Here is an 11,580-nt window from a genome sequence, read left to right as displayed (position 1 = left end):
AATTGGCAGTGCCGGACCGCGGACCGCGAACACCGGCAGGCAATCGAAAGGGACCCACGTGGATTTACGGCGTGCGCTGGGCATGCTTTGTGCACTGTTGTTCTGCCTGGGAACAACTGCGTGCAGCACCGCGGATGCGCTGCGGGTCGAATCGCCCGTGGCCCAAGCCAGCCCTGGCGCAAACTCGACTGACCCGGCAAACGGTGATGAACAGGCCTGGGAACAGCCGTTTTCTCCGAGCCAAGTTCGACAACTATTGCTGGATACCGATCTGAGTGTGGTGAGCACCCAGGATAACTCCGCCGCGGACATCCGCGAGTACCTCGCTGAGTGCGATAAGTGCTTGGTCTCCCTTCCGAGTTATGAAACGGCCGGCGAGAAATTCCAGCTTTATTCCATCAGCACGGCAGGAGATGCGTATAGCTTCGCCTCGTTTGCCATCAGAAATGCCGGCGGGACCCCCAAGGTAGCCCTGGCCGTCGGCGGTTCTGACGTGTATCTGAGCGCTGGCAAGGAAGGAAGCCTGGTGGCGCAGGAAGCCATCTATGCTCCCGATGACCCCATGTGCTGCCCCTCGGGCTGGTCCGTGCGGATGTTCCGGTACCAGGATGGCCAATTCATTCAGGCAGATTCATTCTCCAGCCCGGTAGATCCCTCCCAGGATGGAGACACAGATCAGTGAACAGCACCTCCATGCGCATCCTGATGATCGAAGATGACGCGGTCATTCGCGAGGCGACAAGTATCGGCCTTGAACGGCTGGGTTACCAGGTGCTCGGCGCCGAAGACGGTTTGGAAGGGCTGGAACTTTTCCGGAAGCTTCAACGGGAGAACCCCGTTGATGCGGTTCTTCTTGATGTCATGCTGCCGACCATGAACGGCACCCAGGTGTGCCGAGAACTGCGCAACGCCAGCAACGTTCCGGTCATCATGCTCTCCGCCCGGGGTGATGGCCTGGACATGGTCACCGGTCTGGATGCCGGGGCCGACGACTACCTCGCCAAACCATTCGATCTCCAGGTGCTCGACGCCCGGCTCCGGGCTGTGCTGCGCCGAACCAAAATGCACACCGCGCCGGTGGCGCCCGCGCCAGACCGCGTCGCTGAATCACAACAGCTGAACATTGATCCGTACCGATTGGTGGTTTTGCTTGATGAGCGGGAAATCCATTTGACCCCCACCGAGATGAAGATTCTACTGATGCTCAGTGAAGATCCCGGAGTGGTCGTTCCCCGCAACAATATCCTGACCGAGGTTTGGGGCTATACCTGGGAAGCGGATCATCGAGTGATCGATGTCCATGTGCAACGCCTGCGCCGAAAAATCGGCGCATTCCGGATCGAAACGGTCCGCGGATTCGGCTACCGGCTGCGGGATAAAAACTCATGAGTTTGCGTTGGAAGATCACCGGCATGACCATCCTTTCGGTGCTGCTCACGTTGATCGTTTCCGCGTTGCTGGTTCGCCAAATGATCACCATCACCGAGGAACAACGCCTTCGTGACGAAGCGACAACCTCGCTCAAACAAGCCGTGCATATTTTGGACGAAACCGGCATCAGCATCCTTGGCGCCAAGGTAAATGACCCGCAGCTTCCGGCCGAGGCCCGGGATGCCGCCAAGGCCGGCCAATACATCACCTACCGGGCAACGCTCGATGGCCAGGAGGTCATCTACGCCGCGGCTCCCGTCACCCTCGGCACGCAGCCGGCGGTCCTGTCCCTCTCGGTGTCCTGGGCCAATAGCCAGCAGATGCGGGACAGCGTGGATACCGCGCTGATCTGGGCAGGTATCGCGACCTTGGTACTAGTCTCAGCGTTTGGCACACTCATCGTTTCCCGGCTCGTCACTCGCCTGTCCAAGGGCTCCCACGCCGCGCGAGCCATCGCCGCCGGGGAGCGCCGGGTCCTCGTGGAAGATGCAATTGGCAAGGCCTTCGGCGGGAAAGACGAAGTTGACCAGTTTGCCGAGGCGGTGGATGCCATGGCCAAGGAGCTCAACGCCAAAATCGTGTTCGAACAACGGTTCTCTGCCGATCTGGCCCACGAGCTGCGCACACCGCTGACAGGACTGGTGACGGCCGCGAGCCTGCTTCCGGAGTCGCGCCCGACCGAACTTGTCCAGGACCGGGTCGCTGCCCTGCGGAACCTCGTTGAAGATCTTTTGGAAGTTTCGCGGTTGGAGTCGCGGGTTGAGCCCACCGAACTTGTGGCACTTGAGCTTGATACCTGTGTTCGCCAGATCTTAGGGCGCATCAAAACACGACGGCCCGAACAATGCGCACAGCTGAAACTGCAGCTCAATTCCGGTGACGGCAAGGTGCTTGTCGAACCGAAACGCCTTGAACGTATTTTGGAGAATCTCATCAGCAACGCCTCGACGCATGGCGCCGGGCCCGTCATCCTCGAAACAAGTTCTGGTTCCCTAAGCCTCCAGGATCAGGGGCCCGGCTTTCCGCAAAGTGTCCTTGAAACCGGCCCGGAACGTTTTGTCTCCAAGGGTGGCGGCATCGGCTTGGGGCTGACAATCGCCAGCGGCCAAGCACAGGCCATAGGCGCCCGAATGAAGCTTTCAAATCGTGGTGGCGCGCGGGTGCAACTCACCTTTCAGGTGCCCGACACCCCATAATTCAGCCGGGCCGTTAACAATCAATCAATTCGAACCCGAGTACGGCAAAACTCTGAAGCGTAATGCGTGAAGTCCGCCCAAATACCTGACTTCTTTCGGGTTTGGCCTGCTCAGCAATAATCCACGAACTGTGAATAAAATTCAGCGTGTCTTTCGCAAATGCTTGGTCTTGGTTGAATTTTGCGCTAATGATTAGAGAATGGAAAGTATTGCCCTATGAGCCAACGCCGCGTCTTCAGACGTTTTGTCCTTCCGATTGCCTGGTTGTTAATCGGTGCGGTGATCGCCATCAGTCTTGTTAATATTGCCTTTAACGAAAACGCCACAGCCAATGAGGATCAACTGTATCCCACCGGCGAGATTCCGGCAGAAACCATCATGGTTGAGACCGCCACCGTCAAAAACAATCTGACGCTTGCTGGAAGCATCAAACTCGACGAAGCGCAGACACTCAACGCCTCGGTTGACGGCGTAGTGAACTGGGCTTTCGTGAAACCCGGCGACAATGTGAGCAAGGGCGACCGGATCTTCCAGATCCGCGCCGAGACCCTGCCGGAAAGCACCCCAACGGACACCTCATCCAACACCGATCAGGACGCTTCGGACGAGCAGCAGTCCCAGCAGTCGAGCGCACCGGTGGTGACCTATCACGACGTGCTGTCTCCGATCGCCGGCAAGGTTGGAAAATTCGCCATTGAATTATCTGACGAAGTCGCCAAGGGTGATGAACTAGCCAAGATCCAGCCCCAGAACTTCAAGGCAGTCGCCGCAATCAATCCGCTTGACCGCTATCGGTTGATGGAAGGAGCTCTGGAAGCGGAGATCACCATCGAGTCCGGGCCGGAACCTTTCGACTGCAAAAACTTGTCGGTGGAAGACACCGCCACACAATCCATCACCGCCGAGTCTTCGACCCAGGAATTCGACCCGATGCTCACCGACGTTGAAGGCCAGGGGGCCAACGAGACCTCCGGCAATGAGATCTCCTGCGATGTCCCGGATGATGTTGTTGTTTTCGACGGTTTGGTCATGAGCATGGCCGTTGATGCCGGCTCCGCTGAAGACGTCCTGACGGTGCCGGTCACCTCCGTGCGCGGACAGGTCGGCCAGGGCACCGTGTGGGTACTGAACGACGAGGGCAAGGAAATCCGCACCGAGGTTGAGCTTGGTGTCACCGACGGCAAAATCATTGAGGTGCGCTCGGGCCTGAAGGCTGACACCGAAGTACTGCGTTATGTCCCTGGTTCCAATCCCGTGCCGGAAGAGGAACCGGGAATGGAGTACTACCCTTGAGCAGTGACTCCCAGCTTTTGACGCTTGAAAACGTCACCCGCAGCGTCCTCTTGCCCGATGACAGCGACCTGCATATCCTGACCGGCATCAACCTCAGTGTGAACGAAGGTGATCACATTGCGATTGTCGGCCGTTCGGGCACCGGAAAATCAACCCTGCTGAACATTCTCGGCCTGCTGGATCGCCCCACCTCGGGAACCATGACGTGGCGAGGCAAAGATGCGACCCGGCTCAGCGCGCGCCAGGCCGCTGGAGTTCGCGGCCGGGATCTGGGTTTTGTTTTCCAGCAGTTTAATCTGCTGCCCGGGCGCACCGCCCTGGAAAATGTCATGGCCCCGCTGATGTATTCAACCGGCCGCGACTTTTGGCAACGCCGCAAGCTGGCCTCCCAGGCCCTGGAACGGGTGGGGCTTGGCTCGCGCCTTGATTCGATGCCGCAGACCCTATCCGGCGGTGAACAGCAGCGTGTGGCCATTGCCCGTGCGTTGGTGCGCCGGCCTCGGGTGGTACTGGCCGATGAACCGACCGGCGCGTTGGATGTGACCACGGGCCTGGCCGTGATGCAGTTGCTCGACGAAGCCACGGTGGAATCCGGAGCCGCGCTGATCACCATCACCCACGATGCAAATGTCGCGGCGTTGGCCCGCGAACGTTTCCGCCTGGATGGCGGGCAACTGCTTCCGCTGAGACAGGAGGTGGCCCAATGAGTTTCTTGTCGCGTCTGGGCACAGGATTTGTCGCGGCTCTCCTGGAAGCCTGGCAAGAACTTCGGATCCACCGCCTGCGGGTGCTGCTCTCCCTGATCGGCGTCACCATTGCGGTCGCTTCGCTGACCACCGCGGTAGCCGGTGCGGGGATGGCGCAACAGCTGATGACCGAGCAGCTTGAACGCTACGGGCGTCCGGCCATGATCAGCACCTACGTGATGAACCCGGGAGTGCAACCCACCACTCAGGGCAATATCCAGGTCTCCGAAGCCTTCGAGAAAACCGTAGAGCGTTTTAACATCAGCTACTCGTCGAAGATCGGTAGCATCTACGGACCGGTGGCATCCAACCAAGGCATGCGTGTCGATACACAAATCCAGGTGGTGGATCCCGCCTATGCGCCAATGCACCGGATCTTCGCCCAGCACGGGCGCTGGCTTGAAGCCGAGGACGCCCAGAACCTCTCCCCCGCGGTGGTGGTGGACCGAACCGTAATCAGCCAGCTGGGCCTGAGTGATGCCAAACTCCCGGCAACCATTGAGCTGGCAAGCGGCAGCGACAGCGTCTCGGTCACCGTCATCGGCGCCACCTCAACCCGGGATAACGGGATGCAGGGGCAATTGTGGATGCTGCCCGAAACCTATGAGCGCTGGTTTGCCGCCGGGACACCGCTAAGCGATATCACCTACGCTACCTGGGTGCCGATTGAAGGATCAGAAGAATTAGCCGCACAGTTTGCCAAACAAATGCAGGCAGAGCTTCCGGGGTACTTCGTTGAGTCCAGTCGCCAGGACTACTTGGCGTGGGGGCAGGATGAGAGCCTGAAACAGGTGGCCTGGGTGGTTGCCGGAATTTCAGGGATTATCTTGTTGCTTGGTTCGCTCAGCCTGCTGAACGTGGCCATGGTGACCATGAAACAGCGGATCCGTGAGGTTGGCATTCGGCGTAGTTTCGGTGCGACCACCGCGCGGGTGTTCTTCTCGGTCATGATGGAAAGCGTGGTGGCTACCGCCGTGGCCGGTGGGCTGGGGGTTCTCATTTCCATGGCCATCGTAACTAATCCAAAACTGATCAACACGGTGTTGTCCACCGGGCTCGACCAGATGCCGGGCTTCCCGCTGGGGGCCGCGCTGCTGGGCATGGGGGTTTCCATTGGGGTGGGCGCCCTGACCGGCGTTTTGCCGGCCCTGGTGGCGGCGCGAGTGCGTATTGTCGACGCAATCCGCGTTTAGCCGCCAGTAAAAACACTCACCCATATGATGGTGATATGGCCGCGATAGCTACCGAGGTAGCACCGTTACGCGGGGAATCATGGCAAAGTCAATAACATGGCCCTTGATGAACCACAACGAACAAATATGTCGGCAACATCCGCAGCTTCTTCGGCTCCTGCCAGCACGCAGCTGAAGACGTCCGGCACAACACATTTGAGTGGTTATCTTCCCGGCATCATCCTGTGCCTGGCCGTGGGCGGGATCTCGCTGGCAGCGGCGAAGCTGCTGCCAGCGATGAGTCCGCTGTTGATCGCTATCCTGCTCGGTGCGCTGTGGCGCAACCTTGCCCCCGTTCCGGCGGTTTTTGATACCGGGGTAGCCTTCTCCGCGAAAAAGTTGCTGCGCGCTGGCATTGTGCTGCTGGGTTTGCAGCTTTCGCTGGGTTCGGTGCTCGCGTTAGGCCCCGGGGTGCTGGCCATTGTGGTGCTGAGTGTGGGAGTCACGTTTTTGTGTACCGTGTGGATCGGCGGACGCCTTGGAATTGAATTGCCTCAACGTCTGCTGATCGCCGCCGGCTTTTCCATCTGCGGCGCGGCGGCTGTGGCCGGCGCGGAGGGCGCCACGGGAGCCAAACAGAACCAGGTAGCCACCGCGGTGGGTCTGGTGGTGCTCTTTGGAACGCTCATGATCCCGTTGACCCCGGCGCTTGGCGCGCTGCTAGGCCTGGACGAAACAAGCACCGGCGTGCTGATCGGGGCATCCACCCATGAAGTGGCCCAGGTGGTCGCCGCAGGCGGTACCGTTGGCGCGACCGCACTGGGTGTCGCAGTGACCGTAAAACTTGCCCGGGTAGCGATGCTCGCCCCGGTGATGGCCGGACTGTCCCTCTACATGAGCCGCAAGCACAAGGTTGAAGGCGGCAAAAAGCCGGCGATACTGCCGCTGTTCGTCGCCCTGTTCCTGATCGCCATGATGATCCGTACCACCGGTGTCCTGCCGGAATCGGTGTTGCAGCTGGCGACAACGGTGCAGAGCATCCTGCTCGCGGCCGCCATGTTTGCCCTCGGTTTAGGTGTGCACCTCAAGTCAATCGTGAAGTCCGGCGGACGAACGGTGGTGCTGGCATTGCTCTCCACCATCATCATCCTGCTCATTGCCACGGTCGGCGCGTGCCTCTACGCATAACTTGCGAAGCTGATCCGTAATGATCCCCGTGGGGCAACCGTTTGTCAGGACGCGGATTGGTCTGCGTACTCCGGCGGCCAGCAGATCTCATTGTGCTCCAGGATGAGTTCTTCACCGGCCTCGGTGGTTTGTTCCGGTGCCCAGTCCCGACCGATGGCCGCTTGGGTTCGTGTCCAAAACTTCTTGTGTTCCCGGCGCCAGTATTCCAACGACAGGTCTCCTTCGCCTTCTGCGGCGGCAAATTCCGCGGGCACCTCGTAAAAACTTGATCTCTTGATGGCTACCACTCGCTGAATAATACGAGGCTGACCGGACCCGTCGCAGACTACCCAATGATCGCCAACACGAGGTTCCTGTATTCCCTCATAGGCATATTCATTGGCCAGTGACGACGTTGCACGTTTTGTCCCGAACATCACCTCGTGAAGCAATTCATCCGCCAGCTCGGCCGAATCTCCATAGCATTCGACCACGTAGGGTGGTGCGTCGACGAGGTCGATGGAACGCGAGGACAGGTACTCCTGCCACATTTGATTGGCGGCGGTCAGGTTCAGCTCAGGCAATTCGCTCATTGGGCAATACTACTAGTCGCGCCCCAGGGTGAATTCCTTGAGGAAGTCCGGGTTAGACGGCATGGTGAATCGAGCAGTCTGCTTTCCGAATTCAACCACCATGTTGACGCGCACAACCGCAGGACCGGTGCAGGAGAACTTCATTCCGAGCAGGTTGGCTCCTGTCACACGGCAATTACGCGGTGCATCGACCAAGGTGACGCTGATGCGCTCGAACCCAAGTTCCAGCACGTACTCCTGGTCATCGTCCTGGGGATCGAACGTGAAATCATAGGCCGCAAATGGCAGGCCCTTAACAGAATTCATCGAGATCCCTACTGGATCAGCGTTTTCCTCTTCTCCGGGGTCTACCGGCTCGTCGGTAGGCTCCGGCGTTGGTTCAGCAGTCGGCTCAACCGAAGGCTCAGTCGGCTCAACCGAAGGCTCAGTCGGCTCGACCGAAGGGTCAGTCGGCTCGGCAGTCGGCTCAACCGAAGGCTCAGTCGGCTCGGCAGTCGGCTCCGGCGTCGGCTCAACCGAAGGCTCAGTCGGCTCGGCAGTCGGCTCCGGCGATGGCTCAGCAGTCGGCTCGACCGAAGGGTCAGTCGGCTCCACCGTTGGCTCAGCAGTCGGCTCCGGCGTCGGCTCGACCGAAGGGTCAGTCGGCTCCGGCGTCGGCTCAGCAGTCGGCTCGACCGAAGGGTCAGTCGGCTCGGCAGTCGGCTCCGGCGTTGGTTCAGCAGTCGGCTCGACCGAAGGGTCAGTCGGCTCGGCAGTCGGCTCCGGCGTTGGCTCAGCAGTCGGCTCGACCGAAGGGTCAGTCGGCTCCGGCGTTGGCTCAGCAGTCGGCTCGACCGAAGGGTCAGTCGGCTCCGGCGTCGGCTCAACCGAAGGCTCAGTCGGCTCGGCAGTCGGCTCCGGCGTTGGTTCAGCAGTCGGCTCGACCGAAGGGTCAGTCGGCTCCGGCGTCGGCTCAACCGAAGGCTCAGTCGGCTCAACAGTTGGTTCCAGAGTCGGCTCTACCGAAGGCTCAGTAGGCTCCGGTGTCGGCTCAGCCGATGGTTCAGGAGTCGGCTCCACAGAAGGTTCGGCGGAGGGGTCAGAGGAAGGTTCAGTCGGTGCTGTTGGAACTGTCGTTTCAGCAGGCGTCGCTGAAGGGCCCGCTGATGGTTCTGCGGAGGAAGATGGTTCATGCGTCGCATCCGGTTCTTGGCTCGACTCGTCAGAATCGTCCAGAGTGCCTTCAGGATTCAGTATCTGGGCAGGGCCCGGTACGGCCGGCTCCCTGCCAAGCAGCTCTGAGACAAACTGATCGTTTGGCGACTGGCTGGAGCCCACCTCTGTTGGTGTCTCGAAGATCGCGTCACCAGAACCGTTATCCCGTCCCAAACCGATACGTTCGCCGAACATCTTACGAGCTGCTTCTGATTTCTCCCCAAGCACAGCCCGGTGGCTAGGTTCTGGAGATATTTGTTCTTCTCCCACAGCGGCAACAGCAGCCTGCGGTTCGTTGCCGAACATTGAGGGCAGTAAACCCGCAGCAGAGACGGCGACTGCAACAACCGTTAAGCCCACACCCACGCTGACGCCAACAGCCGCGACACTACCACCGGCAACTCCGGCTCCTGCCCCGGCCACAGTGGTTGTTGAAGAGGTGCTGGAAGCCGCACCAGCGGCCACAGAGCCTTGAGCAGCTACAAGTGACCCTGCCGCTATGCCTCCGGCTGCAGGAATACCCAGCGCAGTAACTCCGCCAAGCACCAAGGGAAGAATGTATGCGTGGAGTTTGTGGCCCACTTGGTTGAGTTCGCCAAATACCGCCGTGCATTCATCACACGTAGCAAGGTGTGCGTTCACCTTGCGCTGTTCGCGAGCGCTTGCACTCTCGCGGATCAAAGATGGCAGAAGTTGACGGATCTCGGCACAAGTTGGCGATAAATCACTCTGCGCGTTCAGGTGGGCGGCCAGATAAGCTTCGCGTAATCCCTCACGTGCGCGAACGGCAAGAGCGGAAACAGCGTTGGGAGTCAGCCCCAATATGGGCGCGACCTCGCGCGGCCGCATATCTTCAACTTCGGTATGCCATAGGACAGCACGCCAACGTTCCGGCAACGATTTGTAAGCGTTGATGATGAATGAAGCTTCCGTGCGCTTTAGTACATCATCAGCATGAGGATCGCCAGGTTCGAATTCCTTGACATCCTCGGTCGAAATCTGTTTGGATGCTGATTCGTTCCGCGCAAATGCCTCCCGCGAAACAACTGTCAGAAGATAGGCGCGAAAAAATTCGTCCGGTCCGGTTCCCCGACGCAAGGCGTTAAATACGCGCAGAAACGATTCTGAGACAACGTCTTCCGCTTCCCACCGCATATCGGTATGACGGTAGGCCACAGCCAGCGCCATTTGCTTATGGCGCTTGTATAGTTGGGCTTCAGATTCACGGTTCCCGTTTCGGACACCAAGAATGAGGTCCGCGTCGCCTACATCAGCAAAACGCTTTCCCGAATCAATCGTCATGACACCCCAATCGCTCACGTGTCCGTAGCCGGTTGACCAACGCCAAAGAGCGACACAGCCCACTATTTACGACTATATCGAAGTTTGGCTAGCGTCCCTAGCGATCTGATCCCCGTTTATGTGATACTGCGGACAGTTCAGCTAATCAATCACATCGCCTTCTACGGTCTGAAGCATTGCATCCCCCATGTTTTGAAGCAATCCGTCAGACCGTATCAGCGACATCTACCATTGCGAATGGTGTTGTAGGTGCCAAACACAATGTGCTGTTTGTTCCCTACACACGTTAAGAGCAGCGCATGCGGGTTTCATGACGCGAAAAGTCGAAAGTTTTTGAAAATATTTTTTGACAAACGAAAAGCACTGGATGATCAGACCCGTAGCCCTGTTCGTCCGGCGCTCGGTCAGCCGTTAGCTACGACTAGCTATGGCGCCTGCGGTTGCGACATGCAAGCATCACGCCCGCAGCGACCATCAGGACTAGCATCAATGCCGTGAAAGTATGATCCGGCATCTCCCATCAAAGTTCATGGCATTTACAACAGCTGAAATTCAACATTGATCAAACTCGAAGCCCGCTACGGCCAAGAAGCTCGCAACTGCTAACGAGACGCTTCACCGTTCGCGAACCACTACGTGTCCTTCGAGACGGTAACATCTGATTCCTAGTCCTGGCGCTTAGCCGACCAGTCGACCTAGCGACTGGTGTCTAGCAGCGGACGTGGCCACCGACATGCGCTAATTCTCAGATACCTCGGCGGTGCGAAACCCCTGGTTGGCTGATGAGAAAATCAGCGCCTGCATCAGCGATGCATGCGCGCACTGTGCATTGGTTGCTTGAGCTCTTCCGTCGACAAGATTCAAAAGATGGTGTGGATGCAGCGTGCCTCATTTATGGAACTGAGACGCTGGGATATTCCTAGGTTCGGACCTGGCATAGCGGGGTCAAACGCAAAAGGCAGAACGCGTGGTTGAAGTTTTCAACCAAACGTTCTGCCATTTTGCCGTTACGGGTTACACCGAACAAGTTTTAGCTTGAACCATATCACCCGTAATGACGCAGGGTTTGCCTAAGTTAGGCCTTCCGCCTGCGTGCAATGAGTAGGCCCAATGCACCCAAGACAATTGCACCAGCGCCAGCCGCAATCAAACCGAAGTTGTTTGCACCGGTCTGCGCTAGGTCATCCTTCGGATCCGCTGGATCAGACGGCTCTGCCGGAACGGTCGGTTCCGCAGGATCAGTCGGTTCCGCAGGATCAGTTGGCTCCGCCGGAACGGTCGGTTCCGCAGGATCAGTTGGCTCCGCAGGATCAGTCGGCTCCGCAGGATCAGTCGGCTTCACCGGATCTGTGTAGGTGATAGTCACGGTAGCTTCGACCGAGTTACCGTTCTTGTCCTTCACGGTGTAATCAACCGGAGTTGGATTACCCTCGAAGCCATCCTCAGGAGTGAACGTGATGTTGCCTTCTTCATCAACAGTCCAAAC

At 58.7% G+C, this 11,580-nt stretch carries 10 protein-coding genes; 7 read left to right on the top strand and 3 right to left on the bottom strand.

The window, feature by feature from the left end; translation table 11 throughout:
• Nucleotides 1-58: 58 nt before the first annotated feature.
• From ACIOWL_RS03605 to ACIOWL_RS03575, 7 genes are all read left to right on the top strand, one after another.
• Nucleotides 59-682, top strand: a complete 624-nt coding sequence (locus ACIOWL_RS03605) for a hypothetical protein (protein WP_400381784.1) — start codon at nt 59-61, stop codon at nt 680-682.
• The gene (locus tag ACIOWL_RS03600; protein ID WP_400381782.1) at nt 679-1,389 is read left to right on the top strand and encodes a response regulator transcription factor; all 711 of its coding nucleotides are present in this window, start codon (nt 679-681) and stop codon (nt 1,387-1,389) included. Before ACIOWL_RS03605 ends, ACIOWL_RS03600 begins: the two co-directional genes overlap by 4 nt.
• Nucleotides 1,386-2,627 carry an ATP-binding protein gene (locus ACIOWL_RS03595; RefSeq protein WP_400381780.1) on the top strand — a complete coding sequence of 414 codons (1,242 nt, stop codon included), beginning with the start codon at nt 1,386-1,388 and terminating at the stop codon, nt 2,625-2,627. Before ACIOWL_RS03600 ends, ACIOWL_RS03595 begins: the two co-directional genes overlap by 4 nt.
• A 216-nt stretch (nt 2,628-2,843) precedes the next feature.
• A complete protein-coding gene (locus ACIOWL_RS03590; protein WP_400381778.1) occupies nt 2,844-3,920 on the top strand; it encodes an efflux RND transporter periplasmic adaptor subunit in 1,077 nt (358 codons plus the stop codon).
• On the top strand, nt 3,917-4,627 hold the full coding sequence (locus tag ACIOWL_RS03585) for an ABC transporter ATP-binding protein (RefSeq protein ID WP_400381776.1): 711 nt from the start codon (nt 3,917-3,919) through the stop codon (nt 4,625-4,627). The genes ACIOWL_RS03590 and ACIOWL_RS03585 overlap by 4 nt, the downstream gene beginning before the upstream one ends.
• Entirely contained in the window at nt 4,624-5,859 is a 1,236-nt protein-coding gene (locus ACIOWL_RS03580) for an ABC transporter permease (RefSeq protein WP_400381775.1), read from the top strand. The genes ACIOWL_RS03585 and ACIOWL_RS03580 overlap by 4 nt, the downstream gene beginning before the upstream one ends.
• Before the next feature lie 96 nt (nt 5,860-5,955).
• On the top strand, nt 5,956-7,026 hold the full coding sequence (locus ACIOWL_RS03575; protein ID WP_400381773.1) for a YeiH family protein: 1,071 nt from the start codon (nt 5,956-5,958) through the stop codon (nt 7,024-7,026).
• A 44-nt stretch (nt 7,027-7,070) separates the two neighbouring features.
• Here the strand turns inward: ACIOWL_RS03575 and ACIOWL_RS03570 are convergent, their stop codons facing one another.
• From ACIOWL_RS03570 to ACIOWL_RS03560, 3 genes are all read right to left on the bottom strand, one after another.
• Entirely contained in the window at nt 7,071-7,598 is a 528-nt protein-coding gene (locus ACIOWL_RS03570; RefSeq protein WP_400381771.1) for an ASCH domain-containing protein, read from the bottom strand.
• 12 nt (nt 7,599-7,610) lie between these two features.
• Nucleotides 7,611-10,094 (bottom strand): sigma-70 family RNA polymerase sigma factor, encoded by a 2,484-nt coding sequence (locus ACIOWL_RS03565; RefSeq protein ID WP_400381769.1) that lies wholly within the window; start codon nt 10,092-10,094, stop codon nt 7,611-7,613.
• A gap of 1,075 nt (nt 10,095-11,169) precedes the next feature.
• The coding region (locus tag ACIOWL_RS03560; protein WP_400381767.1) for an Ig-like domain-containing protein at nt 11,170-11,580 on the bottom strand (411 nt) is incomplete at its 5' end.

Origin of the sequence: Glutamicibacter sp. NPDC087344 (assembly GCF_044744225.1) — a bacterium.
Lineage (GTDB): Bacteria > Actinomycetota > Actinomycetes > Actinomycetales > Micrococcaceae > Glutamicibacter.
Note: the sequence above shows the minus strand (reverse complement) of the source record. Positions and strands in the feature narration are given on the sequence as shown.

What these genes read in the sequence shown, in the direction of transcription:
- ACIOWL_RS03595 (WP_400381780.1), top strand. Translation starts at nt 1,386, where the DNA reads ATGAGTTTGCGTTGGAAGATCACCGGCATGACCATCCTTTCGGTGCTG.
- ACIOWL_RS03590 (WP_400381778.1), top strand. Translation starts at nt 2,844, where the DNA reads ATGAGCCAACGCCGCGTCTTCAGACGTTTTGTCCTTCCGATTGCCTGG.
- ACIOWL_RS03580 (WP_400381775.1), top strand. Translation starts at nt 4,624, where the DNA reads ATGAGTTTCTTGTCGCGTCTGGGCACAGGATTTGTCGCGGCTCTCCTG.
- ACIOWL_RS03575 (WP_400381773.1), top strand. Translation starts at nt 5,956, where the DNA reads ATGGCCCTTGATGAACCACAACGAACAAATATGTCGGCAACATCCGCA.
- ACIOWL_RS03570 (WP_400381771.1), bottom strand. Translation starts at nt 7,598, where the DNA reads ATGAGCGAATTGCCTGAGCTGAACCTGACCGCCGCCAATCAAATGTGG.
- ACIOWL_RS03565 (WP_400381769.1), bottom strand. Translation starts at nt 10,094, where the DNA reads ATGACGATTGATTCGGGAAAGCGTTTTGCTGATGTAGGCGACGCGGAC.